The sequence below is a fragment of the Bacillus sp. AR8-1 genome, assembly GCF_008042345.1.
In the GTDB taxonomy this organism is placed as follows: Bacteria; Bacillota; Bacilli; order Bacillales; family Bacillaceae_G; genus Bacillus_A; species Bacillus_A cereus.
In genome coordinates, this window is the sequence record NZ_QNUB01000036.1 from 11,517 (window position 1) to 38,085 (window position 26,569).

Consider the following 26,569-nt stretch of genomic DNA (forward strand, 5'->3'; position numbering starts at 1 on the left):
AAAAGGGGGATGAAATGAATGGGAGAAAAAATGTTAGGAATTATTAATGCAACGGGAAGTTTTCCTTCCTTAAAGAAAGTAACAGGGCATCGTTCACTAGCGGCGTTACCGTTTGGGGGCCGTTATCGACTCATTGATTTCATGCTTTCAAATATGGTGAATTCTAGTATTCATAGTGTGGCAGTTTTTACAAGCCATAAAAATCGTTCGTTAATGGACCATGTTGGTTCAGGAAAACAGTGGGATTTAGATAGAAAACGAGACGGACTATTTTTATTCCCGCCAAACTGCCAATGTGACCAAGATGAATTTGGGTCTTTTGCACACTTTAGAAGACATATTGATTATTTTCTAAGAAGCAGAGAAGAGTACGTTGTTATTACGAATAGCCATCTCGTAACAGCATTAAATTTTCAAGCGGTGTTAGAGCGACATATACATACGGCAGCTGATATTACAGAAGTTTGCCATGAAGGGGTTTCGCTTCAAACATACGTGTTAAAGAAACAATTATTATTAGATTTATTTGAGTCATATAAAGATGTGGAGCAATACAGTTTATTTGATGTAGTGAGAGAAAAACGCGGGAAATCATTACATATTGCTACATATGAACATACTGGATATGTAGCAATTATTGACTCGATCGAAAGTTACTATAAACATAGCTTAGAAATTTTGCAACCTGCTATTTGGAAGCAATTATTTAAGAAAGAAGCGCCGATCTTTACGAAAGTAAAAGATGAGCCACCAACTCGTTATCTAAAGGGTGCAGTCGTGAAAAATACAATGATTGCAAATGGCAGTATTATTGAGGGGGAGGTAGAAAACAGTGTTATTTCCCGTTCAGTTAAAATTGGAAAAGGATCAATTATCCGTAACAGTATTATTATGCAAAAGAGCCAAATTGGAGATAACTGTATAATAGACGGTGTTATTATTGATAAAGACGTGAAAATTGGCGACGGTGTCGTATTAAAAGGAAATATCGATGAGCCGTATGTTGTAGAAAAAGGAAGCGTACAAAACAGTACGATTAATAGTTATTCCTAAAGAATCAGTGGGGGCTTTTTCCTCCACTGATTAAAGTTTTAATTTAAATGAAAACTCGAAGGGAGGAAGCTGCAAGAGGAGTAATAAAAACTTTTCGCGCAGTGGGACAACAAGTGAATATTTTATTTGCAGTATCAGAATGTGTACCGTTTGTGAAATCGGGAGGATTAGCTGATGTAGCGGGTGCGCTCCCAAAAGAGCTGAAAAAATTAGGAGTGGACGTTCGTATTATACTTCCGAATTATAGTCTCATTCCACAAAAGTTAAGAGATGGGTGTACGTTACATAAAGTAATTAACGTCCCGCTCGGGTGGAGGAATCAATATTGTGGAATTTTAAAAGGTGAGCAAGACGGAATTACGTATTACTTAATAGATAATGAATATTATTTTAAGAGAGATTCTCTGTATGGTCATTATGATGACGGGGAGCGTTTTTCTTATTTCTCAAAAGCAGTGTTAGAGTGTATTCCACACCTTGATTTTGAAGTGGATGTTCTTCATAGCCACGATTGGCATACGGCTATGGTTAATTTCTTACTTCGTGAAAAGTATCAAGATAACCCGTTATATGAGCGTATTAAAACGGTATATACGATTCATAACTTGCAGTTCCAAGGAGTATTTCCTCCTGAAGTGATGTACGACTTGTTAGAGCTTGGTGATGAATATTTTCATAGTGAGCAGCTAGAGTTTTATGGAAACATAAACTTTATGAAAGGCGGTATTATCGCTTCGGATCAAATTACAGCGGTAAGCCCGACGTATAAAGAAGAAATTCAATATGAATTTTTCGGTGAGAAGTTAGATGGATTACTGCGAAAATATAATGATAAGCTTAGCGGCATTGTAAATGGTATTGATACGAGCGTATATAATCCAGAAACGGATTCGTATATTAAGGCTCAGTATGATGCAGAGTCATTATATGAAAAGAGTGAAAATAAACGCGCTTTGCAGCGTTATTTTGGTTTGCCAGAAAAAGAGGATACACCAATTATTTCAATGGTAACGAGATTAACGAAGCAAAAAGGTCTTGATTTAGTACGCACTGTATTCCGCGAAATAATGGAAGAAGATGTACAATGTATTATTTTAGGTTCAGGTGATTCGGAATATGAGCAATTCTTTGAGTGGATGGCATATGAGTATCCGGAGAAGGTAAAAGTTTATATCGGATTTAATGAAGAATTAGCTCACCAAGTATATGCGGGAAGCGATTTGTTTTTAATGCCATCGCTGTTTGAACCGTGTGGACTTGGACAACTTATCGCATTAGCGTACGGTACGATTCCAATTGTAAGAGAAACAGGTGGATTAAACGATACAGTACATTCTTATGATGAAGAAACAGGCGAAGGAAATGGTTTCAGTTTCACGAACTTTAATGCACATGACATGCTGCATACGGTTCACCGTGCAATTGAATTTTATCATGATAAACCAGTGTGGGAGCAGCTTGTAAAACAAGCGATGACTGAAGATTATAGCTGGGAGCAATCGGCTCTTGCTTATAAGGAATTGTATAAAAGTCTCATGGAATAACATGTAGGTGGTGAAAAAATGTTTACTCATGTTGAAAGTTTTAAATCAACTTTTCTAGAAAAGTTAGAGACGATGTATGGGAAAAGTTTCAAAGATTCTACAACTCGTGATCAATATAATACGCTCGGCCATATGGTACGTGAGTATATGAATAGTCAATGGATTGCAACGAATGAGAGTTATCGATCCGGAGAGCAAAAGCAAATGTATTACTTGTCTATTGAGTTTTTGCTTGGACGTTTGCTTGGAAGTAACATCTTGAATTTAGGTATTAGAGATGTATGCGAGCAGGGGTTATCTGAACTAGGGATTTCGTTGCAAGAGTTAGAAGAAGTGGAAGCAGATGCAGGCCTTGGTAATGGTGGGCTTGGACGCTTAGCAGCCTGTTTTCTCGATTCACTTGCATCTTTAAACTTGCCAGGACACGGCTGTGGAATTCGTTATAAACATGGTTTGTTTGATCAGAAAATTGTTGATGGTTATCAAGTTGAATTTCCAGAACAGTGGCTTCTTCATGAAAATGTATGGGAAGTAAGAAGGCATGATCAAGCTGTGGAAGTAAGTTATTTCGGCAGTGTTGAACCGCTAGAAATTGACGGGCGTTTAGAGTTTAGGCATACAAATGCAGAAGTCATTATGGCAGTGCCATATGATGTGCCGGTAGTAGGCTATGAGGCGAGTACTGTAAACACACTTAGACTTTGGAATGCTGAACCAGTTCCTTTCCCGCAAAACTGCAAAGATATTTTGAAATATAAGCGCGAAACAGAGGCTGTATCGGAGTTTTTATATCCAGATGATACGCATGATGAGGGGAAAATACTTCGTTTAAAACAACAGTATTTCCTCGTATCAGCAAGTTTACAAAATATTGTTCGAATGCATAGAGAAAGATATGGTGACCTTCGTCAACTACATGAAAAAATTGCGATTCATATTAACGATACACATCCGGTTTTAGCAATTCCAGAACTGATGCGTATTTTACTAGACGAAGAAAAGTTAACATGGGAAGAAGCTTGGCACATAACGACGCAGACGATTTCTTATACGAATCATACGACGTTATCAGAAGCGCTCGAAAAGTGGCCAATTCACATTTTTAAACCATTATTACCGAGAATTTATATGATTATTGAAGAGATTAATGAACGTTTCTGTCATGAACTTTGGGAACGTTATCCTTATGAATGGCATCGCATCGAAGACATGGCAATTATTGCGCATGATCTTGTGAAAATGGCTCATTTAGCAATTGTCGGTAGCCATAGCGTAAACGGTGTAGCAAAAATTCATACGGAAATATTAAAGCAGCGGGAAATGCGATTGTTTTATGAATTTTATCCAGATAAGTTTAATAATAAGACGAATGGAATTGCTCATAGGCGCTGGCTTATGAAAGCAAATCCACAGTTAACAAATCTCATTTCAGAGGCGATTGGAACAGAGTGGAAGAAAGAACCGATTAAGCTTCAATCGTTGCAAACAGTTCAATATGATGCGAGTTTCCAAGAGAAATTTGCAGAAGTAAAACAAGAACGTAAAGAGATTTTAGCGGAGCGCATTCATAATACAATGGGGATTACGATTGATCCAAATTCTATTTTTGATGTGCAAGTGAAAAGATTACATGCTTACAAACGACAATTATTAAATGTTCTTCATATTTTATATTTGTATAACCGTTTGAAAGAGGATGCTAGTTTTACATTTTATCCGCGTACTTTTATTTTTGGAGCGAAAGCATCACCTGGATATTATTACGCGAAAAAAATTATTAAATTAATAAATGAACTCGCAAGAAAAGTAAATAATGACCCGTATGTCAGTCAATATATGAAAGTTATCTTTCTAGAAAACTATCGAGTTTCTTTAGCGGAAGATATATTCCCGGCAGCGGATGTAAGTGAACAAATTTCAACGGCGAGTAAAGAAGCATCGGGAACAGGTAATATGAAATTTATGATGAACGGTGCGATTACACTCGGAACGCTAGACGGAGCTAACATTGAAATAAAAGACCGGGTCGGTGATGATAACTGTTTCATTTTCGGCTTAACAGCGGAAGAGGTTCTTCATTACTATCAAAATGGTGGATATCGTGCAAGTGATTATTATCACCACAATAGGCACATTAAGAAAGTAGTTGATCAATTAACAAATGGTTTCTTTGCACAATCGGGAGCAGAATTTGAAGCGATTTATGATTCTCTCGTTATTCAAAATGATGAATATTTCGTTCTGCGAGATTTTGGCCCATATGCTGAAAAACAAGAAGCTGTCGGTAGAGCTTATGAGAACCGAACAAAGTGGCTAGAAATGTCGATTTTAAATATTGCACAGTCTGGTCATTTTGCGAGTGATCGAACGATTTTGCAGTACAGCAATGAAATTTGGGGTATTGGTAATGCAGTTAAACAGTTTTAAAGAAGTTGCTATATTGGGAGATATATTATCGATTTACCAATAAAAATGGATATTAATAAATAAAACGGGCTTAATAAAATTAAGCTCGTTTTATTTATTTTGCTTAAGAAAGAAATGGAACAGTGGTATATATGATACCTGCCCCATCATACTCTCCTGTCGCAAAGTATGAAAATGTAAAGAAACCTGTGACCGTAAAAATTACAATAAGAAAAAGTGTGAAGATAAATTTTAACATGTAAGGTCCCCTCATCCAAAAATAACTTCATAGAGTATTATAGTATACGAATATTTTATTTCCAATTGTTTACTGGTTAAAAATGAGAAGTCAGACATGTTTTGTATGTTGTAATGGAATGATTATTTGTAATGGATTTTGTATTTTTTGTAAATGTCATATTGTGATGGACGTGTGCATACTCCCAATCATGATCATTAAAATTTATGTTTCGGGGAGGGAGAAGTGGAACGACATCGAACAAGTTGACGAAACGAAAGCTACTAGCTACTTGTAGTTTATAATAATTTCGAAAAGCGATATCTCCTACTTTTGGAGAAGCGAATGTATAAAGTCCATACTGTGCGAAGGCGGTATTTATACGTGCATCTAATATGTGTAATGTGGCAAGCGCACCACCTAGACTATGCCCAGTAGCTAGTAGTTTTTTATGTGCTGGCAATGATACGAGCATATCCATAATAGAATCACGACAAGACTCATAAATAGAGAGAAAGCCGTTATGGACATTTCCGCTATTTAAAGCATAAGGATAAGGTTTTTGATTGACGAGAGAGTCAATAATCCAATCTGGGTCTGTTTGAGTGCCCCTGAAGGCAACGATAATTGTATCCTCAGATTCTAATATAAACCCGAACCATTCTGTTGTTTGAATGGCTTTTCCTTGAAACCCTTGTACATATTGAAAACCATCTGGTATTTCGAAAATACCATTTTGTTTATATTGTTCATACGTTAACTCACAACAAGAAGCTAACAGTATGGCAGTGTCTTTATCAAAGGATAAAGGAGTACGCATTAAGGAAGCCCTCCTTAAGAAAAGGTATAGTTTAATATATGCGGTGAGGAACTTGATTCATGCTTTTGGAAAAAAGACTTGAACCTACAGTTACGTGAGGGAGTATGATTTTTGTAAACATATTGTTAGGAGGAGTGTAAGATGAGCAAAAGGGAAGGCTGTTCAATTGGTGAGTTTGCAAAGAGGACAGGCACATCAATACGGACACTACAATATTACGATGAAATTGGACTACTTAAGCCTGAAAAGAATGTTAGCTCTGGTCACCGTGTGTACAAAGGAAAAGATATATTAGAACTACAGAAAATAGTGAGTCTTAAAGTATTAGGATATAGTTTAGAAGAAATACGCGTTATGCTGAAAATGCCAAGTTTGAATGTAAATTTAAAAGAAACGTTGGAACAACAAAGAAAAGCCTTTGAAGAAAAGAGAAGACACATTGAAGTTTCGATAAAGGCGCTTGAACGAACAATGGTATGTCTTGAGGAAGATGAAGAGTTGGATAGTGACATATTAATGAGTCTAATTAACAGCATTCAAAAAGAAAACGAACAACGTTTATGGCTTGAAGGATATGTATCAAAAGACTTGGCTGATGGATTATATAATAAGTCGGAAGAAGAGGGCATAGCACTTGATAAAGAGTTTGTGCGTTTAGCAAAAGAAGTGAAAAGGTTATTTGGAAGACAAATTGAGGATTCAGAAGTGCAAAAATTGGTTGATGAACATATGAAGGCGACTCTTAAGTATGTTGGTGAAGAGACAATGTATTCTTTAGGTAAATTAGAGAATGTAGAAGAACAATATAATAATATGATGCCATCTCCTTACAAAGAAGAAGAAGAGGCATGGCTTAATGAAGCGATGGAGTATTATATGATTCGAAATGGTATGTATAGCCCTCCGCAGTAAAAATAAAGTGCCATAGTCATAAACTTTAGAGAAATGCCTCCGATGTTTTTTTACATTGGAGGCATTTTTTACTCTTTTCCATCTAAAAGGTGAACAAGGCCACCTAATATACTACTTTCACCAGTACTTTATAATGCTGGTCTTGTAAGAGGTTTGAAAAAATAGCCTGTATATATTTGAACGATGATTACCTATTTACTTGTGTTTGTTCGCACTATATACCGAAAATTTCGGGAAACAAAACATATTATTTATCTGTTTGTTTTTGCCTTTTTTTCAAATACTCCGCACGTAATTGTTCAAGTTTTTGCTTTTTATCAAATTTGGCAGGCTTCTGTTTTTCATGAAACTTTGCCACAGCTACCTGACTTTTGGAATCCAATTGATATTTTCCCACTTTGTTCACCTACTTTTCTTGTCTTGAAAGAGAATCTATTCAACAAATATAATATACCTTATTTTACTGAAGTAAACCTTATTACTTTATTTCATCTGCTTTTTCTCGTTTGTAGACGTAAATTAAAACACCCTTCCACTGCATTACTGCAAGCAAGGGTGTTTAATTTTAGTATTATATTAGTCGATGGACAAGCCTGCATAAGGGCCCTTTTTACTCTTTCCCATCCAATAAACGACCAAGGCCACCTAATACACTACCTTCACCAGTACTTTGCGCTGCTGGGCTTGTAAGGCGTGCTGCTAATCGGCTAAGTGTTAAGGACTGAATCCAAACTGTTCCAGGACCTTCTAATGTTGCGAAGAATAAACCCTCACCGCCAAATAGAGCTGTTTTTACTTTTCCAACGAACTCGATATCATAGTTAATATCTTTTGTCATGGCAACGAGACAACCTGTATCAATGCGAAGTTTCTCTCCAGGTTTTAATTCACGTTTATATACAGTTCCGCCTGCGTGCATGAAAGCAAGGCCGTCACCTTCAAGTTTCTGCATGATAAACCCTTCACCGCCGAAGAAACCAGTTCCTATTTTTTTCGTAAATTCAATCCCGATAGAAACCCCTTTTGCGGCACAAAGAAAGGCATCTTTTTGACAAACTACTTTTCCTTGATATTCTGTTAAATCTACAGGAATAATTTTACCAGGATAAGGAGCAGCAAATGAGACGTGGCGTTTGCCGTGACCTGTATTTGTAAATACAGTCATAAACATACTTTCGCCTGTAACGAGACGTTTACCAGCGCCCATTAATTTGCCGAATAAACCGTTAGATGGGCCAGAACCGTCACCAAAGATTGTTTCCATTTCAATGTAATCTTCCATCATCATCATTGCGCCAGCTTCTGCGATAACGCTTTCTTTTGGATCTAATTCAATTTCAACAAACTGCATATCATCGCCATATAACTTATACTCGATTTCATGTGCTTGCATTTTTTCACCTCATAAATATGTAGTAATTATATTGTACAGAAGTTAAAAGAATTAGAGTACTGTATTTTTGTTAATTTTTGAATAAAAATAGAATGAAAATTTAAGGTTATACTAAGATTATAAAAAATGATGGAATGAAAGTGTTCTCATTTGACGTTTTCGATATAGCATGATATAGTGAAAGCACTATTGAGCTACATAATGTGGTACGGAAATAAAGCACGTTGTATTAAAGGCTGTAAGCTTGTTATACATTCATGTCCTTTATATCCACCTTTTCATGTGGATTCATAGTTTCATTTTTATTTAGGAGGTACATGACATGCAAACAGGTAAAGTTAAATGGTTTAACGGCGAAAAAGGTTTTGGCTTCATCGAAGTTGAAGGCGGAGAAGACGTATTCGTACATTTCTCAGCTATCCAAGGCGACGGCTTCAAAACTTTAGAAGAAGGTCAAGAAGTTTCTTTCGAAATCGTTGAAGGAAACCGCGGACCACAAGCAGCTAACGTTACAAAAAACTAATTAGCTAGCGATAAAAAGCATTCCGATTTTCGGAATGCTTTTTTTTATTCTTTGGAACTAGATTCATTTGAAGATAATTCACCTTTGAAGGTACGTTCTTCAAAATCATCAAGCATTTGTTCATATTCTTCATGCTCTTCTGTAGCGAAAACTTGTGGATTTTTCCCGTACATATCCGTACCGATAAAGTTTTCAAAATCCTCCACGTAGCCTACGTTTTCTTCACTATTTACATACATGCCATTATAGTTTTTTGAATCTTGTCTTTCTAAATCAGACGGCGTTTCAGATGTTCCGTAATTTGCGACATCTTGCCACGCATCTTCCGCATCGTACTCAACAGAATGGTCCTCATCATGCTTGTGGAAAGAAGGAGACAACACTTCTTCTTCAACTGGCCGTGTATTCATATTTAACTTATTTGTCGCGTGCTGTATGCATGTTGTAGCAGTCGGCATTGCTTCCAATCTTTCAAATGGAATTTCTTCGCCAGACACTTCACAAATGCCGTACGTACCCGCTTCTATTTTTTGTAGGGCATGTTTCGTCTCCTCAAGCTGTTTATGCCAAAGTTCAATAAGCCCGAAGTCTTTTTCACGTTCATATAGCTCTGTAGCCATATCACCTGGATGGTTGTCATAGCTAGACAGTTCTCCTACTGAATCGCGTTCAGAAGCACGATCTGTATTTTCATGAGTTTGTATCGTTTGTTCCAGTTCTTGTTTTTGTTTTTCTAAAATGGATTTAAATTGACCTACTTGTTGTGGAGTTAACATAGTCGTCCACCTTCCTACAATTCAGTTTCTTTACATAGTATGAGCGTTGAGAGTAGGAATTATGAGATGAATTTCAGATATGAAAAAGGAGCCGCATAAGCAGCTCCTTTTATAGAAAGTATCCAAGTAATAATCCGATTCCCATTAGGAAACCGAAGATTGTATTTGTTTTTGCTGTTGCAATCATCGCAGGTACCATTTCCATTGGAATGCTTTTGCCGATAAAGCCTTTCGTCGCTTTAAATGCTTTCGGTGCACTTAAAAATACGATAAGCATCCATGGTGATACGATGCCCACGATAATTAAAGCAATTGTCCAAATGTAGGAAACGATGAACATCGAAGCAAGTACACCAACAGCTCTTTCACGTCCAACGAGAATTGCTAACGTTTTACGACCGTTTTCTTTATCGCCATCCAAGTCACGAATATTATTAGCTAGTAAAATGGCGCCAATTAAAATGGAGCTTGGAATAGATAGTAAAATGACTTCTGATGTTACAGTTCCAGTTTGAATAAAGAATGAAATCCCAATAATAATGACACCCATAAATAATCCGGCTGTCAATTCTCCAAATGGTGTATATGCAATTGGAAGTGGGCCACCTGTATAAAGGTAAGCAACGGCCATACAAACAAGACCGATTGCAGCAAGCCACCAGCTAGAATTCATACAAATATAAACACCTAATAGTATTGCGATGCCGAAAAATCCAAATGCTAAGTTAAGCACTGTTTTTGGCTGAATGCCATCGCGAACGATAGCGCCGCCGATACCAACTGAACCTTCGTGATCGAGTCCTCTTTTATAATCAAAGTATTCATTAAAAATGTTTGTTGCTGCTTGAATGAGAAGACAAGCAAGAAGCATCATAAGGAAAAGAGGAAGATGTATTTGATTTATACCTCCGACCTGCATCGAATATGCTGTTCCGATGAAAACAGGTACGAAAGCTGCTGTTAATGTATGGGGACGTAGTAAACTCCACCAGATGCGCCAGCCAGTTTGCTTACTTGGCTTTGGCGCCGTAGGAGAGGAATTCGTTTTGACGTTCATTTCCATGTTGAATCCTCCTTTGGTCACATATTGTACACAACTAAGTGTAGAAAAAGCATCATTTAGTGTCAACGTTTATTTTCTAGGAAGAGAAGGTGAATTTCTCAGAAATGCTAAACGTTGACAGGCCTTTCGTTTGAGGTGTATCTTAAAATCAAGCGTAATTATGACTATTTTTCGCCCATAGGGGGGAGACAATTGTGATTCAAACGAAACAAAAAGGCTTGCAAGAAGTTCTTATTGCAGCTATCAAGCGTGCAACTAACGAAAAAACATTGGTTAGTTTTGTAAAACAAATAGACTGGGTGGATCCGCTTCTGTTCTATGCAGCAGGAAAAAGGATTTCATTCGAAAATAGATGTTATTTTGCAGACCCGGCTCAGCATGTAATATTTGCAGGAATTGGCTCTGTTTTCACTATAGCAAATTCTTCTCATAAGCGCTTTCAAACCGCTCGTGACGAGTGGGAGAAAGTAAAAGAGAATGCATTTGTCCAAAGAGATGAATATGAATTTGGAACGGGTCCGCTTTTATTTGGTGGTTTTTCATTTGATCCAGAAAAAGAGAAAACGGACCTTTGGAAAGAATTTAAAGATACGACATTTTCACTACCAGCATTTTTATTAACTGTAAAAAATGAAAAAGCATGGTTAACGATGAATACATTTGTTGCAGCAACAGATTGTGCAGAAACTCTTTATAATGAAATGATTTCTTTAGAAGAGAAAATTTTTGAGGAGAGTAAATGTGCGCTAAACGGATCGAAATTAACTGTTATTTCTAAAGTAGAAGTGGATCCGAAAGGCTGGATGAAAGCAATTGAAAAAGTACAAGATGAGATGAAGCAGGGTAACGTGCAGAAGGTTGTATTGGCGAGGGAACTAAAAGTAGAGATGAACCATTCGATTGATTCTGCTCTTGTTTTAGAAGCACTTCGCATTGGTCAACCAGATTGTTACGTATTTTCTTTTGATTATAAAGGAGCATGCTTCTTAGGAGCGACGCCTGAGAGATTAATTCGCAAAGAAGATGAGAAATTTACATCGATGTGTCTTGCTGGTTCAATCGGTCATGGTCATTCTATAGAAGAAAGTGAACGAAATAGTAATGCGCTTCTTCATGATGAAAAGAATTTAGCTGAACATGGTTATGTTGTTAACATGATCCGCTCGGTACTAAATGAACATTGCGAATACGTTAATATTCCGGAAAGCCCAGGTTTATTAACAACGAAAAACTTAATTCACTTATATACGCCTGTAGAAGCAAAAGGCGATGCGAGTCTTTTAACAATGGTAGAAGAATTACATCCAACACCAGCTCTTGGCGGGACACCTCGTTTGGAAGCGATGAAACTGATCCGTGATGTTGAATTGTTAGACAGAGGGTTGTATGGTGCACCGATTGGCTGGATAGATGATGAAGGAAATGGTGAATTTGCGGTTGCGCTGCGCTGCGGATTATTAAACGGCGAGAAAGCATCCTTATTTGCCGGTTGTGGTATTGTAATGGATTCAATCCCGCAGCTTGAATATGAAGAAACAAGTTTGAAGTTTAGACCGATGCTTGGTGCTTTGGAGGAATTAATGAAATGAACAATCATATAGAAGCATTATCATATTATTTAGGCGCGTTCGTGGATGAACTGACGCGTCTAGATGTATGTGATGTTGTCATTAGTCCAGGCTCACGGTCAACGCCGATTGCTTTACTAATGGAACAACACGAAGGAATGAACACATATTTACATGTAGATGAAAGATCAGCTGGATTTTTCGCGCTCGGTATTGCGAAAGCGAAAAAACGCCCAGTAGCATTATTATGTACGTCAGGAACAGCAGCAGCTAATTACTATCCAGCTGTATGTGAAGCTTTTCATTCAAGGGTCCCGCTTATCGTCTTAACAGCGGATAGACCGCATGAATTAAGAGATGTGGGTGCACCACAAGCAATGAATCAATTTAATTTATACGGTACTTTTGTGAAACAATTTACAGAGATGGCACTGCCAGAAGCGAGTGAAGCGATGTATCATTACGCTCGTATGACGACGCAGCGCATAGTAGCAAATGCTTGTTTAGCGCCGCAGGGTCCTGTTCATCTTAATTTTCCAGTTCGCGAGCCACTTATCCCTGATTTCTCACTAGAAAGCTTATGGGATAAAGGACGTAGTGAATATACAGGAGTAGTTCAGCAAGGAAACGTGACGATGCCGAGTGAATATGTAGATTCTCTTGTAGGGCGCCTTTCACATATGGAAAAGGGGCTTATTATTTGTGGAGATGATAGTCATTCAGAAATTGCAATGTTTGCAACGCAACTAGCTGAAAAAACTGGCTATCCTATATTAGCAGACCCACTTTCTAATATTCGTAGCGGACACCACGATAAAACGATGGTAATTGACTGTTATGATACATTTTTACGAAATGAGCAGTTAAAAGAAAAATGGAAACCGGACGTGTTAATTCGCTTTGGTGGTATGCCTATTTCTAAATCATTAACGCAGTTCATAAAAAAACAAATGAAAGCAGTTCATATCGTTGTTGATGAATCAGGACAATGGAGAGATCCAGCTCTTGTTGCGACAGAAGTTGTGCAAGCAAGTGACATTGAATTCTGCAAGGCAGTAATAGAAAAAATGCCAGTTATGAAGAAGAATGATTGGTTCGTAATGTGGCAACATATAAACGAAAAAACGAAGGAAACGCTTCGTGAAATGGAAACATATGAAACTGCATTTGAAGGAAAGGTTATTACAGATATTGTGCGCGTATTACCAGAAGACGCAACGTTATTTGCGAGCAATAGTATGCCAATTCGTGATACAGACTCATTCTTCTTCACATCGGATAAAAACATCCATGTGATGGCAAACCGTGGCGTAAATGGTATTGATGGAATCATTTCGACAGCTTTAGGAGCGAGCATTATTTGCGATCCACTTGTATTAGTGATTGGTGATTTATCATTTTATCACGATTTAAATGGGCTATTAGCAGCGAAATTACATGAATTAAACATAACAATTGTCGTTGTAAATAATGATGGCGGGGGTATTTTCTCATTCTTACCACAATATGAGAAAAAGGAACATTTTGAATCATTATTTGGAACACCAATTGGACTTGATTATGAGCACGTTGTCAAAATGTACGGTGGTTCATTTAGCCGTGTAAATGGTTGGGAGCAATTCCGTGAAGAAGTACAAAAGGGAGCAACGACAAAAGGTTTACACGTTGTGGAAATTTGTACGAACCGTGATGAAAACTTAACATTGCACCGTACGTTATGGGCAAAAACACAGGACGTAATTACTACATCGTTGCAAGGTGAATCAAAATGAACGTAACACTGCAAGGTGTATCGTATGAATATGAAGTAGTTGGAAGCGGGGAACCACTTCTACTTCTTCATGGTTTTACGGGAAGCATGGAAACGTGGCGTTCCTTCGTTCCTTCTTGGAGCGAGCAGTTTCAAGTCATTTTAGTAGATATTGTTGGGCACGGAAAAACGGAAAGCACTGAAGATGTGACGCATTATGACATCCGAAATGTGGCATTGCAAATGAAAGAACTATTAGATTACCTTCATATTGAAAAAGTACATATACTTGGCTATTCAATGGGCGGTAGATTGGCGATTACGATGGCATGTCTATATCCAGATTATGTACACTCTCTTTTATTAGAAAACTGTACAGCTGGGCTCGAAAACGAAGCAGATAGAAAAGAACGTCGTGAAAAAGATGATCGACTTGCCGATAAAATTGAGCGAGAAGGCATAGAAAGTTTTGTATCTATATGGGAAGATATTCCACTTTTTGAAACGCAAAAACGTTTAGCAAAAAACGTACAAGAAGCGGTACAAAAAGAGAGGCTTGCTAACAACCCAAAAGGGCTCGCAAATAGCTTGCGCGGCATGGGAACTGGGGCTCAGCCTTCATGGTGGGATGAGCTGAAAAACTTAAAAATACCTGTTCTTTTAATGAACGGAGAATATGATGAAAAGTTCTTCCGCATATTAAAAAACATCGAAAAATGCGTGTCTGATGCGAAATTTGTCAAAATTCATGGTGCTGGCCATGCAATTCATGTGGAACAACCGGAAAAGTTTGATACAATAGTAAAGGGATTTCTAAAAACTATGCAGTGATACTTTTTTCAGCAAGAAGGAAGCCACACTTATAGGTGAAATCAGAAATATACAAGGAGGTAGTTGTAATGGCTATTGAATGGGTAAAAGAAGGCAATTACGAAGATATTATTTATTCAACATACAATGGTATCGCAAAGATTTCGATTAACCGTCCTGAAGTACATAACGCATTCCGTCCAAAAACGGTAATGGAGTTAATCGATGCTTTTGCACAAGCTCGTGATGATGCAAATGTTGGCGTTATCATTTTAACAGGTGAAGGTGGACGTGCATTCTGTTCTGGCGGCGACCAAAAAGTTCGCGGTCATGGTGGATATGTAGGTGACGACCAAATCCCTCGTTTAAACGTATTAGACTTACAACGTCTAATTCGCGCAATTCCTAAACCAGTTATCGCAATGGTAGCAGGTTATGCAATCGGCGGTGGACACGTACTTCATATCGTATGTGACTTAACAATCGCTGCAGACAACGCTGTATTCGGACAAACAGGTCCTAAAGTAGGAAGCTTTGACGGTGGATACGGAGCTGGTTACTTAGCTCGTATGGTAGGCCACAAGAAAGCTCGCGAAATTTGGTACCTATGCCGTCAATATAGTGCTGGGGAAGCACTTGATATGGGCTTAGTAAACACTGTAGTACCATTAGAAGAGCTTGAAGCAGAAACAGTACAATGGGCACAAGAAATTTTAGCAAACAGCCCAATGGCACTTCGTTTCCTAAAAGCTGCATTCAACGCAGACACAGACGGTCTAGCTGGTATTCAACAACTAGCTGGAGATGCAACGTTATTGTACTACACAACTGACGAAGCAAAAGAAGGTCGCGACGCATTCAAAGAAAAACGCAGTCCGGACTTCGGTCAATTCCCTCGTTTCCCTTGATCAAAAGCGGAAGCCACCGAACATTCTAGCTGCTGTAGCTGGATGTTTTAAAAGCGGAAGCGGCTCGCTTAGAACAAGAGGGCGTTGGAACTCCTGACGTAGAGGCGTTTTTTGCCTCGTAGGAAGGCGTGAAACGACCGACTGTTCTAGCCGCTGTAGCTGGATAAGGTCAAACCGGAAACAAAACAACTAAGAGACTTGATATCATATCAAGTCTCTTTCTTTCATGAAAGGAGAATGAATGATGGAGACGATGCCAAATTGGTTAATGCAACGTGCATTTTTAACACCAGATCGCACTGCAATTGAAATAGAGGAAGAGAAAGTTACTTTTATGGAGCTACATGAAAAAGTAGTATCTGTTTGTGAACACCTCACGTATGTTGGAGTGGAGCGAGGGCAAAAGGTGGCTGTTCTGATGAAAAATGGTATGGAGATGATTACAGTTATTCACGCCCTATCTTATGTAGGTGCAGTAGCTGTGCTTTTAAATACGCGTCTTTCAAGAGAAGAGCTACTTTGGCAAATGGATGATGCTGAAGTTGTTTGTTTAGTAACGGATCAAGATTTTGATGCTAAAGATGTTCCTGTTTATTCATTCGCCGAAGTGATGAATGGACCAAAAGAGGAAACCTCTATACAAGAAGAGTTTTCTTTAGAAGAAGCGATGACAATTATTTATACGTCTGGGACGACAGGCAAACCGAAAGGCGTTATTTTAACGTACGGTAATCATTGGGCAAGCGCAGTCGGTTCGTCGCTTAATTTAGGACTTCGTGATGATGATTGTTGGTTAGCCTGCATGCCGATGTTCCATGTTGGCGGGCTATCTCTTTTAATGAAAAACATTATGTACGGCATGCGTATTTTACTTGTTCCGAAATATGATGCTGATTTTATTCATAAAGCACTTCAAAAAAGAGGAGTAACAATTATTTCTGTCGTTTCTAAAATGTTAACTGATTTATTAGAGCGACTTGGGGCAGAGACATATCCATCTTCTTTACGATGCATGTTACTTGGCGGAGGACCAGCGCCAAAACCACTATTAGAAGCATGTGTAGAAAAAGGGATTCCTGTATATCAAACGTACGGTATGACAGAAACATCTTCGCAAATTTGTACGTTATCCGCAGATTACATGTTAACGAAAGTAGGATCAGCTGGAAAACCACTATTTCAGTGCCAACTTCGTATTGAAAAAGATGGCGTAGTAGTGCCACCATTTGCGGAAGGTGAGATTGTAGTAAAAGGACCGAACGTAACAGGCGGTTACTTTAACCGTGAAGATGCTACGCGAGAGACTATTCAAAACGGATGGCTTCATACTGGCGACCTCGGTTATTTAGACGAAGAAGGGTTTTTATACGTATTAGATCGTCGCAGTGATTTAATTATTTCTGGCGGAGAGAATATATATCCAGCTCAAATTGAAGAAGTGTTGCTTTCTCATCCGGCAGTAGCGGAAGCTGGTGTTGTCGGCATGGCTGACGATAAATGGGGACAAGTACCAGCTGCTTTTGTTGTGAAAAGCGGGGCGGTAACAGAAGAAGAAATTCTTCATTTTTGCGAGGAGAAGTTAGCGAAATATAAAGTGCCGAAGAAAGCATGTTTCTTAGAGGAATTACCACGTAACGCTTCGAAAAAATTGTTAAGACGAGAGTTAAGACAATTAGTGGAGGAGATGTAGGTGGAAATAAAAAAAGCGACACTGTATATAACGGAAATGCCACTCGTAATCCCGTTTGCTGCAAGCTACGGGACTTACGAAAAGCGTGAGAGTATCGTTATTGAATTAGAGGATACGGACGGGTACATCGGATTTGGGGAAGTCGTTGCATTCTCTGAACCGTGGTATACGGAAGAAACGGTGAAGACAGCGCTGCATGTACTGCAAGACTTTTTAATACCTGATTTATTAAAGGCTGAAGTTTCTCATCCGAATGAGGTACCGGGTCTATTTCAACATATAAAAAGAAACCGAATGGCAAAAGCCGGAATAGAGGGGGCTGCTTGGGATTTATATGCGAAGCGTCAAAAGAAATCGCTAGCGACAGTACTTGGCGGAACTAGTCATGAAATTGAAGTCGGCGTTGTAATTGGCCTTAATACGATTCCAGTTATGTTAAAACAAATCGAGAAGTACGCGGAAGAAGGATACGAGCGTTTTAAAGTGAAAATAAAGCCAGAGCATGATTATGAGTTATTAAAAGAAATTCGAAAAGAGTTTCCGCATATCCCGCTAATGGCTGATGCAAATTCAGCATATACATTAGCGGATGCAGAGAGGCTGAAACGACTAGATGAATTCCAATTAATGATGATTGAACAACCGTTAGCGGATTACGATTTTCTTGATCACGCGGAGTTGCAAAAGAAAATTGAAACGCCGATTTGTTTAGATGAAAGTATTCATGGTTTAGAAGACGCACGCGTTGCGATTACGCTTGGTAGTTGCCGCATCGTTAACATTAAGCCAGGGCGAGTGGGCGGATTAACAGAGTCGGTTCAAATTCATAATTATTGCATGGAGCATAACATACCCGTTTGGTGCGGCGGTATGGTAGAAATGGGGATTTCACGAGCGCAAAATGTTGCTCTTGCTTCATTGCCGAACTTTACGATTCCTGGTGATATATCCGCTTCTAGTAGACATTGGCAGAGGGATATTATTTCACCGGAAGTGACGCTTGAGGGCGGGAAAGTGATTGTACCGCAAAGTGTTGAAGCTGAGTATAAAGTTGACCGCGAAAGATTGGAAGAAATTACGAAGCAGCGGATTGTTTTTGAGCGGTAAATGGAAGTTTCATTAGGATGCCCGCAAATAGCGAGAGGATTTTGTCGTTCATTGTCGGTAAGTCAATATAATTGGAAAATCGCTGATATAATTTTATTTACCAAGGTTACTTTAACGAGTAGCCTTTTCGTATTGTACAAATTGGATAGACTAGTTTACAATCGAGCGTATAAAAATGGAATGAAAAAGGGGGAGTAAAATGAAACGCATTTCAATTTTAATCGCTGATGATGAGGCGGAAATTGCTGATTTAATTGAGATACATTTAGAAAAAGAAGGGTACCATGTTGTGAAAGCAGCGGATGGGGAAGAGGCAGTTCATATTATTGAAACGAAGCCAATCGACTTGGTAGTTTTAGATATTATGATGCCGAAAATGGATGGTTATGAGGTGACGCGTCAAATTCGCGCGAAACATCATATGCCGATTATTTTTTTAAGCGCGAAAACTTCGGACTTTGATAAGGTGACAGGTCTTGTACTAGGTGCGGATGATTATATGACGAAGCCTTTCACACCAATAGAATTAGTTGCACGTGTAAATGCACAACTGCGTAGGTTTTTTACGTTAAATCACCCGAAAGTAGTGGAGAGTAAATCTGCTTTAGAAATAGGCGGAGTCGTAATTAATCCTGAGCGCAGGACGGTTGATGTGTATGGTGAACAAATTGAATTAACGCCGAAAGAGTTCGATATTTTATATTTATTAGCGAGTCATCCGAAGAAAGTATACAATGTCGAAAATATTTTTCAGCACGTATGGGCAGATGATTATTATGAAGGTGGAAATACAGTAATGGTACATATTCGTACTTTGCGGAAGAAACTTGGAGAAGATAAAAGAAAGGATAAATTAATAAAAACAGTGTGGGGAGTAGGTTATACTTTCAATGGCTAATATGATGAAAAGCTTTCGATTTAAAATGATTGCCTTATTTGCGTTAAGTATGGTGCTTGCAGCAACTGTAACTTATATAATTTATAAAGGATTGCAGTTGTATTATAAAACGATGGTTCGCTACGAAGAGCCTTTAGCACAATTTAGGTCAATGGTAAGGGAATTTGGAGACATTAACTTCTTTTTAATTTTCTTTATTCCGTTATCTATTATCTTTTTCTTCTTTTTGACAAAACCGTATTTAAAATACTTTGATGAAATTTCTAATGGGATTCATCATCTTGCGAACGGTAACTTTACGAATAAAGTTCAAGTTTCATCAAATGATGAGTTTGGAAATATCGCGCGTGAAATAAATGTTGCAAGTGAAAAGTTAAAAGAAGCTGTTGAAAGAGGAGATTTTGCTGAAAGTAGTAAAGATCAGCTCGTTGTGAATTTAGCTCATGATTTAAGAACACCGTTAACATCCGTGTTAGGATATTTAGATTTAATTCTTAAAGATGAAAATTTAACAAAAGAACAAATTAAACATTTCTCCACAATTGCATATACAAAATCGCAAAGACTGGAAAGTTTAATTGATGAGCTATTTGAAATTACACGTATGAATTATGGCATGCTAAAGCTGGATAAAAAGCCGATCGATATAAGTGAGTTGCTTATACAGTTAGAGGAGGAATTGTATCCGTTATTAGAAAAACATCATTTAGAAGCTAGATTGAACGTGGCTCCTCATTTACCGATGCACGGTGATGGAAAATTGTTAGCTAGAGTATTTGAAAACTTGTTAACAAATGCCGTTCGTTACGGGTATGATGGGCAATTTGTTGATATGAATGGATATGTTGATAATGGAGAAGTTGTCGTACAAATTATGAATTATGGAGATAGCATTCCAGAAGAAGATTTACCGTATCTTTTTGATATGTTTTATACAGGTGATAAAGCGAGAACTGAGAACCGTGGCGGGACTGGCCTAGGACTATTCATTGCGAAAAATATTGTCGAGCAGCATAATGGTACGATTTCTGCTGAGAGCAATGTAGTTAGAACGCTATTTGAAGTACGATTGCCAAAAGACGAGAATGTAACAATTTAATAAAAATTTAAACTTTACCCCACTTTTTATTTTAATAGTTTTTTCTATTCTATACGTAAGTTACGTTAAGGAGGAACTAGAAATGAAAAAGTGGGTATTTATTTCTTTTTTTATAGCATTCACAGTATGTGTAGGCGTTTATATATCACCGTTATTTCAAAAGGAAATCGATGTTAAAATTGTCGGGAAAGATGAGCTAGTAAAGGCGGCAAACACCGAGGGGAAAGAGATTACGAAGGAACAAATTTATAAGGGCGATTTATTATTAGTTAACAGGGATTATCCAGTAAAAAAAGATAGTATTAGGTCTGATATTATAAATGTAAATCATAATAGTGAATTAGTAAGAGGTTATGTAATATTTGATAGAAATCTTCGTTTATCAAAGGATGTTGTGAAAAAGTTTTTGAACGTTGTCGATGCGGCTGGAAAAGAAAGTGTTAACCATTTTTTGATTAGTAGTGGTTATAGAGATTTCCAAGAGCAAAAACAGCTATATGAAAAAATGGGATCTGATTATGCACTTCCAGCAGGATACAGTGAACATAATTTAGGATTATCACTGGACATTGGGTCTACTCAAAAGAAAATGGAGAAAGCGCCTGAAGGAAAATGGATTGAAGAGAACGTATGGAAGCATGGCTTTGTATTACGTTATCCGAAAAATAAAAGTAACATTACTGGAATTCAATATGAGCCATGGCATATCCGTTATGTCGGCCTACCTCATAGCGCAATTATGCAAAAAAAGAATTTTACACTAGAGGAATATTTAGAGTTTTTAAAAGAGGAAAAAGAGGTTTCAACTGAAGTAGAAGGTAAGAAATATACTGTTTCTTATTATAAAGTTTCTGAGAATACGAAAGTGAACGTTCCAGCAAACAAGCAGTATGAAATTTCCGGGAACAATATGGATGGGGTTATTGTGACGGTTCAGGAATAGAGAAAAAGGCTGTGCCATTTGGGACAGCCTTTTCTTATATAAGAAAGGAAGTGACGTTTTTTGTCGGTAAATCGATATTCTTTGTCGAATCGTTAATATATTATAAGTTATGATAGATATAATTGAAAAATCGTTGATATATTGTAAGTTATGATAGATATATTCAAAAAATCGTTGATATAATTTCCTATACTATTAGCATTTTGGAGGAGCATCTTTTTATTTACTTTTAAACATTATAACGTTATATTTACTTCTCCGTTTTTTTATGTTACGCTAAACGTGTGAAAGAGATATAAAAAATGAAACTTAAATGTAAGCGTATTCTTATGGCTTCTTATAGAAAAGGGTGGAAATACAATGACAGAACGATTCGTACTACGTAATGTGAAACGTGTGAACGGGGAAGAGATTGACATTGTAATTGAAAATAACAAAATCGCACAGGTGACGAAAGCTGGTGCTGGCGAGGGTGGAAAGGTTCTTGATTACTCTGGTACTTACGTATCGAGTGGCTGGATTGATTTGCACGTTCACGCTTTTCCAGAGTTTGATCCGTATGGCGATGAGGTAGATGAAATTGGCGTTAAGCAAGGGGTAACGACAATTGTTGATGCGGGTAGTTGCGGTGCTGATCGCATTGCAGATTTAGTAAAAAGTAGAGAGCAGGCAAAGACAAATTTATTTGCCTTTTTAAATATTTCTCGCATCGGTTTGAAACGAATTGATGAATTATCCAATATGGAATGGATAGATAAAGAGAAAGCGATAGAAGCAGTAGAAAAGTATAAAGATGTAATCGTTGGGTTAAAGGCGAGAATGAGTAAAAGTGTCGTTTGTGATAGTGGAATTGAACCGCTGCATGTAGCGCGCGCTTTATCTCGAGAAACATCATTACCGATTATGGTACATATCGGTTCAGCGCCTCCCCGTATAGAGGAAGTTTTACCTCTTTTAGAAAAAGATGATGTGATTACACATTATTTAAACGGGAAAGAAAATAATTTATTTGATGAAGAAGGGAAACCGCTACCTGTGTTGTTAGATGCGGTGAATCGCGGCGTGCATTTAGATGTTGGTCACGGTAATGCTAGCTTTTCTTTTAAAGTAGCAGAAGCGGCGAAGCGTCACGATATTGCCTTTAATACAATTAGTACGGATATTTACCGGAAGAATCGTATACATGGTCCAGTGTATAGTATGGCTCACGTTCTTTCGAAATTCCTTTACTTAGGTTATCCGCTAGAAGAAGTGATTGATGCGGTTACGAAAAATGCGGCAGAGTGGCTTAAGAAACCAGAGCTTGGCCGTATTCAAGAAGGGGATATTGCAAACTTAACTTTATTTACGGTTAAAGATGAGAAGGTTACGTTAATTGATTCAGAAGGGGATCAGCGCATTGCTGAAAAAAGAATTGATACGAAAGGGGTTGTAATTAATGGGTCATTCATTGAATGCTAAGTACGGATTAAAAAGAGTGATTAATGCGAGCGGTAGAATGAGTATTTTAGGTGTATCTGCTCCTACAGATACAGTAATGGATGCGATGAAACATGGTGGACAAAATTATGTGGAAATTGCTGATTTAGTAGATAAAGCAGGAGACCATATTGCGAGAATTCTAGATTCAGAGGCAGCGGTCGTTGTGAATTCAGCATCGAGCGGAATTGCGCTTTCTATCGCTGGTATCGTTACAGAAGGAAATCGCCGTAAAAGTGAAAGACTTCATCAAGAAGTAATCGCGAAAAACGAAGTGATTATGTTAAAAGGTCATAACGTTCAATACGGTGCTCCTGTTGAAACGATGATTTACTTAGGTGGAGGAAAACTCGTTGAAGTTGGCTACGCAAATGAAGGGAAAGCAGAACATATTGAAGATGCGATTGGCGAAAATACAGCAGCAATTCTTTATGTGAAATCACATCATGCAGTGCAAAAAAATATGATTTCTGTTGAAGAAGCATGGGAAGTAGCGCAGCGAAATAACGTACCACTTATCGTTGATGCGGCAGCTGAAGAAGACATTCAAAAATATGTGAAGTATTCAGACCTTGCCATTTATAGTGGTTCAAAGGCAATTGAAGGACCTACTTCTGGTATTGTTGGCGGTAAACGAAAATATATCGAATGGCTGAAAGTGCAATTACATTGCATCGGAAGAAGTATGAAAGTCGGGAAAGAGACAACTTTTGGCTTACTTCAAGCGCTTGATGAGTACGGAGTAAAAGAAGATAAGAGCGAGCAAGAAAAAGAATTGCTACAAGTACTTATGCCGCTAAAAGAATTAAATGGTGTAAATGTAACGATCGTTCAAGATGAAGCTGGAAGAGCAATCTTTAGAGCTCGTATTCATATTAACGAGAAAGAGTTAAACAAATCAGCAAGAGATGTTGTGACTGCATTACGCGAAGGGGAAATCGCCATTTATACACGTGATTACGGAGTAAGACAAGGATTCTTTGATATTGATCCACGTCCACTTCAAGGTGATGACATACATGTGATTGAAGAAAAATTGAGAGAAATCGTAGGGGGAAACTAAAATGACAAACATTCAAAAACGTTTTTATAAAGGCCGCGTAGCATTAAATGTATTAGCAAACAATATAGAAAATGCAAAAGATATTTTTGAAGCAGCAGAAGGTTATGTAGTAGTGGGAGTGTTATCAAAAGACTATCCAACAGTAGAAGAAGCTGTTACAGCTATGAAAGCATACGGAAAAGAAATTGATGACGCTGTATCAATCGGACTAGGCGCAGGAGATAATCGCCAAGCAGCAGTTGTAGCTGAAATTGCGAAGCATTATCCTGGTAGCCATATTAACCAAGTGTTCCCTTCAGTTGGAGCAACGCGTGCAAATCTCGGCGAAAAAGATAGCTGGATTAATAGTTTAGTATCACCAACAGGAAAAGTAGGTTACGTAAATATTTCTACTGGCCCAATTAGTGCGGCTGGAGAAGAAAAAGCAATCGTTCCAATTAAAACAGCGATCGCACTTGTACGTGATATGGGCGGAAATTCATTGAAATACTTCCCGATGAAAGGGCTAGCTCACGAAGAAGAATATCGCGCAGTTGCGAAAGCTTGTGCAGAAGAAGGATTCGCATTAGAGCCAACAGGTGGAATTGATAAAGAAAACTTTGAAACAATTGTACGTATTGCGCTTGAGGCAAATGTAGAGCAAGTTATCCCGCACGTATACTCTTCTATTATTGATAAAGAAACTGGTAATACGAAAGTAGAAGATGTTCGTGAATTATTAGCAGTCGTGAAAAAGCTAGTTGATCAATATGCGTAAGAAAATTGCAGCGTTCGGCGAAGTAATGATGCGCCTGCAAGTACCTGGATATGAATTGTTGTCGCAAGCTAACACGTTAAATTACTCATTTTCAGGTACAGGTGTGAACGTTGTAGCGGCACTTTCTCACTTAGGGCATGAAGGGCTTCTTATTTCAACTTTACCGGAAAATTCGGTTGGAGATGCAGCTGTATCTTACATTCAAAAGTTAGGGATTCAAACTTCTCTTGTTTCAAGAGGCGGTAAATATGTAGGTATGTATTTTTTAGAAAATGGATTCGGTGCACGTGCAAGCCGCGTTACATATTCGAATCGATTAGAAAGTAGCTTCAATACGGCATGTGAAGAAATGTATCAATTTGAAGAAATCGCAAAGGAAATTGATATCGTTCATTTTTGCGGTATTACACTTGCGATGAATGATATGGTGCGTCATCATATGAAATCTTTAGCGAGAGCAGTTAAAGAAAACGGAGGAACCGTCGTTTTTGATTGTAATTATCGTCCCTCACTTTGGGGAGAAGACGGATATGAACAGGCAAAACCGCATTATGAAGAAATGCTAGGACTTGCTAATATCGTTATGATGAATGAAAAAGATGCGATGTTCGTTCTTGGGATGAAAACAGAAGAGACGGAGCGTGAGGCGCGGCTGCTGGATCTCATTCCAAAGGTAGCTGAAACGTATCATATCGCTACAATCGCTGGTACTCATCGCTCTATTAACAGTGATAATACACATTGGCTTCGCGGGTTTATATGTAAAGATGGTTCGTTCACTTTTGCAAAAACACTTACGTTTTCTGTATATGATAGAATAGGTGCTGGAGATGCTTATACGAGCGGGATTATTTATGGCGAGATAGAAGAGTTTGCACCAGAGAAAGCTGTTTCATTTGCGTCAGCAGCTGGAATGCTAGCACATACAATCGTCGGTGATACGCCAATGTCATCAGAGAAAGATATACTTCGGGCGATGACGGCATCAGTAGGTGATGTAGAAAGGTAGTGGGTGTAACAGTGAACGTAACGAGGAAAAAAGGACCATTATATTTACAAATAAAAAATATTATTCGTGATCGAATATTGCATGGCGTATATGCGATTCATACGAATATTCCTTCAGAACCGCAATTAGAAGAAGAGTTCAAAGTTAGTAAGATTACAGTGCGTAATGCCATTAAAGAACTCGCTCAAGAAGGATACTTGGAAAAGAAAAGTGGTAAAGGAACGAAAGTGATTCGTAATACTTCTGCGACAAAACTGTCAAAGGGTAAGAAATTTACAGAAGTATTAGTGGAAGAAGGATATAAAGTACAAAAGAAATTATTAAAAGCAGAAATCGTTCATAATGAGGAAGGAACAGTGCCGTTTCGATTATTCGGTAAAGAGAGTTTTCGTATCGAGCGCCTATATATGTTAAATGATACGCCGTATATTCATTATACGCACTATTTCTCAGCTCGAATGGCGAGTACAGATTTATCGGACTTTGATTTACAATCGCTTTATGATTTAGTTGAAGACCGAGGTATACATTTAGAAAACTTCAGAGATGAATTCGCTGTTGGGCTTGCGCCTAGCTTCGTTGCAGAAGCGCTAGGTGAAAAAGAGGGAACAGCGTTATTAAAACGTATGCGCTATTCTTATGATGAAGTTGGCGAAGTAATTGAATATAGCGAAGGCTACTACAATACAGAAATGCAGCATTATGTAGTGAATTATGACGTATAAAAAGAGGGGATGTTCTGGTCATCTCCCTGTCAAGT

25 protein-coding genes are annotated in these 26,569 nt (G+C 38.1%); 19 read left to right on the forward strand and 6 right to left on the reverse strand.

Annotation, left to right across the window (positions count from 1 at the left end):
• Positions 1–18 precede the first annotated feature (18 nt).
• The 3 genes from glgD to glgP all read left to right on the forward strand — a co-directional run bounded on the left by glgD (position 19) and on the right by glgP (position 5,024).
• On the forward strand, positions 19–1,053 hold the full coding sequence (gene glgD, locus DN400_RS22180; protein ID WP_000504162.1) for a glucose-1-phosphate adenylyltransferase subunit GlgD: 1,035 nt from the start codon (positions 19–21) through the stop codon (positions 1,051–1,053).
• A 113-nt stretch (positions 1,054–1,166) separates the two neighbouring features.
• Positions 1,167–2,597, forward strand: a complete 1,431-nt coding sequence (gene glgA / locus DN400_RS22185) for a glycogen synthase GlgA (protein ID WP_029948456.1) — start codon at positions 1,167–1,169, stop codon at positions 2,595–2,597.
• Between the two features lie 18 nt (positions 2,598–2,615).
• Complete coding sequence (glgP, locus tag DN400_RS22190; RefSeq protein ID WP_063548915.1) at positions 2,616–5,024, forward strand: glycogen phosphorylase; 2,409 nt, start codon at positions 2,616–2,618, stop codon at positions 5,022–5,024.
• A 103-nt stretch (positions 5,025–5,127) separates the two neighbouring features.
• Here glgP and DN400_RS30000 read toward each other — a convergent pair whose 3' ends face one another.
• Complete coding sequence (locus DN400_RS30000) at positions 5,128–5,262, reverse strand: hypothetical protein (protein ID WP_016079902.1); 135 nt, start codon at positions 5,260–5,262, stop codon at positions 5,128–5,130.
• A gap of 76 nt (positions 5,263–5,338) precedes the next feature.
• Positions 5,339–6,061, reverse strand: coding sequence for a lipase family protein (locus tag DN400_RS22195; protein ID WP_001260112.1), 723 nt, complete (start codon positions 6,059–6,061; stop codon positions 5,339–5,341).
• Positions 6,062–6,202: 141 nt separating this feature from the next.
• Here DN400_RS22195 and DN400_RS22200 point away from each other — a divergent pair, with 141 nt between their 5' ends.
• Positions 6,203–6,973 carry a MerR family transcriptional regulator gene (locus tag DN400_RS22200; protein WP_065229492.1) on the forward strand — a complete coding sequence of 257 codons (771 nt, stop codon included), beginning with the start codon at positions 6,203–6,205 and terminating at the stop codon, positions 6,971–6,973.
• Between the two features lie 247 nt (positions 6,974–7,220).
• On the opposite strand, the gene DN400_RS29610 is transcribed toward DN400_RS22200, so the two are convergent.
• Both DN400_RS29610 and DN400_RS22205 read right to left on the reverse strand, forming a co-directional pair.
• Positions 7,221–7,370 (reverse strand): hypothetical protein, encoded by a 150-nt coding sequence (locus DN400_RS29610; protein WP_065229491.1) that lies wholly within the window; start codon positions 7,368–7,370, stop codon positions 7,221–7,223.
• Between the two features lie 213 nt (positions 7,371–7,583).
• The gene (locus DN400_RS22205) at positions 7,584–8,366 is read right to left on the reverse strand and encodes a TIGR00266 family protein (RefSeq protein ID WP_001147841.1); all 783 of its coding nucleotides are present in this window, start codon (positions 8,364–8,366) and stop codon (positions 7,584–7,586) included.
• 322 nt (positions 8,367–8,688) lie between these two features.
• Between DN400_RS22205 and cspD the strand changes: the two genes are divergently transcribed.
• Entirely contained in the window at positions 8,689–8,889 is a 201-nt protein-coding gene (cspD, locus tag DN400_RS22210; RefSeq protein WP_001193052.1) for a cold-shock protein CspD, read from the forward strand.
• A 44-nt stretch (positions 8,890–8,933) separates the two neighbouring features.
• On the opposite strand, the gene DN400_RS22215 is transcribed toward cspD, so the two are convergent.
• Positions 8,934–9,665 (reverse strand): yteA family sporulation protein, encoded by a 732-nt coding sequence (locus DN400_RS22215; protein ID WP_000957398.1) that lies wholly within the window; start codon positions 9,663–9,665, stop codon positions 8,934–8,936.
• A 109-nt stretch (positions 9,666–9,774) separates the two neighbouring features.
• The gene (locus DN400_RS22220) at positions 9,775–10,728 is read right to left on the reverse strand and encodes a 1,4-dihydroxy-2-naphthoate polyprenyltransferase (protein ID WP_147801941.1); all 954 of its coding nucleotides are present in this window, start codon (positions 10,726–10,728) and stop codon (positions 9,775–9,777) included.
• A gap of 194 nt (positions 10,729–10,922) precedes the next feature.
• Between DN400_RS22220 and DN400_RS22225 the strand changes: the two genes are divergently transcribed.
• The 14 genes from DN400_RS22225 (at position 10,923) to DN400_RS22295 (ending at position 26,534) form a co-directional block, all read left to right on the forward strand.
• Positions 10,923–12,317 carry an isochorismate synthase gene (locus DN400_RS22225; protein WP_098211256.1) on the forward strand — a complete coding sequence of 465 codons (1,395 nt, stop codon included), beginning with the start codon at positions 10,923–10,925 and terminating at the stop codon, positions 12,315–12,317.
• Complete coding sequence (gene menD / locus DN400_RS22230; protein WP_001059198.1) at positions 12,314–14,068, forward strand: 2-succinyl-5-enolpyruvyl-6-hydroxy-3-cyclohexene-1-carboxylic-acid synthase; 1,755 nt, start codon at positions 12,314–12,316, stop codon at positions 14,066–14,068. Before DN400_RS22225 ends, menD begins: the two co-directional genes overlap by 4 nt.
• On the forward strand, positions 14,065–14,877 hold the full coding sequence (menH, locus tag DN400_RS22235) for a 2-succinyl-6-hydroxy-2,4-cyclohexadiene-1-carboxylate synthase (RefSeq protein ID WP_097997140.1): 813 nt from the start codon (positions 14,065–14,067) through the stop codon (positions 14,875–14,877). The genes menD and menH overlap by 4 nt, the downstream gene beginning before the upstream one ends.
• Before the next feature lie 68 nt (positions 14,878–14,945).
• Positions 14,946–15,764, forward strand: coding sequence for a 1,4-dihydroxy-2-naphthoyl-CoA synthase (gene menB, locus DN400_RS22240; RefSeq protein ID WP_000963882.1), 819 nt, complete (start codon positions 14,946–14,948; stop codon positions 15,762–15,764).
• A 244-nt stretch (positions 15,765–16,008) separates the two neighbouring features.
• Positions 16,009–17,454 (forward strand): o-succinylbenzoate--CoA ligase, encoded by a 1,446-nt coding sequence (locus tag DN400_RS22245; protein ID WP_141560604.1) that lies wholly within the window; start codon positions 16,009–16,011, stop codon positions 17,452–17,454.
• Positions 17,455–18,561, forward strand: a complete 1,107-nt coding sequence (menC, locus tag DN400_RS22250; protein ID WP_147801942.1) for an o-succinylbenzoate synthase — start codon at positions 17,455–17,457, stop codon at positions 18,559–18,561.
• 199 nt (positions 18,562–18,760) lie between these two features.
• Complete coding sequence (locus DN400_RS22260; protein ID WP_000822508.1) at positions 18,761–19,459, forward strand: response regulator transcription factor; 699 nt, start codon at positions 18,761–18,763, stop codon at positions 19,457–19,459.
• Entirely contained in the window at positions 19,452–20,558 is a 1,107-nt protein-coding gene (locus DN400_RS22265) for a sensor histidine kinase (protein WP_000002599.1), read from the forward strand. Before DN400_RS22260 ends, DN400_RS22265 begins: the two co-directional genes overlap by 8 nt.
• An 82-nt stretch (positions 20,559–20,640) precedes the next feature.
• Entirely contained in the window at positions 20,641–21,501 is an 861-nt protein-coding gene (locus tag DN400_RS22270) for a D-Ala-D-Ala carboxypeptidase VanY (protein WP_000759402.1), read from the forward strand.
• Positions 21,502–21,861: 360 nt separating this feature from the next.
• The gene (locus DN400_RS22275; RefSeq protein WP_086422741.1) at positions 21,862–22,962 is read left to right on the forward strand and encodes an amidohydrolase/deacetylase family metallohydrolase; all 1,101 of its coding nucleotides are present in this window, start codon (positions 21,862–21,864) and stop codon (positions 22,960–22,962) included.
• Positions 22,940–24,043 carry a DgaE family pyridoxal phosphate-dependent ammonia lyase gene (locus DN400_RS22280; protein ID WP_000510109.1) on the forward strand — a complete coding sequence of 368 codons (1,104 nt, stop codon included), beginning with the start codon at positions 22,940–22,942 and terminating at the stop codon, positions 24,041–24,043. Before DN400_RS22275 ends, DN400_RS22280 begins: the two co-directional genes overlap by 23 nt.
• Position 24,044: 1 nt before the next feature.
• On the forward strand, positions 24,045–24,800 hold the full coding sequence (dagF, locus tag DN400_RS22285; RefSeq protein WP_000181907.1) for a 2-dehydro-3-deoxy-phosphogluconate aldolase: 756 nt from the start codon (positions 24,045–24,047) through the stop codon (positions 24,798–24,800).
• Positions 24,793–25,809 carry a sugar kinase gene (locus DN400_RS22290; protein ID WP_147801943.1) on the forward strand — a complete coding sequence of 339 codons (1,017 nt, stop codon included), beginning with the start codon at positions 24,793–24,795 and terminating at the stop codon, positions 25,807–25,809. The genes dagF and DN400_RS22290 overlap by 8 nt, the downstream gene beginning before the upstream one ends.
• On the forward strand, positions 25,809–26,534 hold the full coding sequence (locus tag DN400_RS22295) for a GntR family transcriptional regulator (RefSeq protein ID WP_090976784.1): 726 nt from the start codon (positions 25,809–25,811) through the stop codon (positions 26,532–26,534). The genes DN400_RS22290 and DN400_RS22295 overlap by 1 nt, the downstream gene beginning before the upstream one ends.
• Positions 26,535–26,569 lie beyond the last annotated feature (35 nt).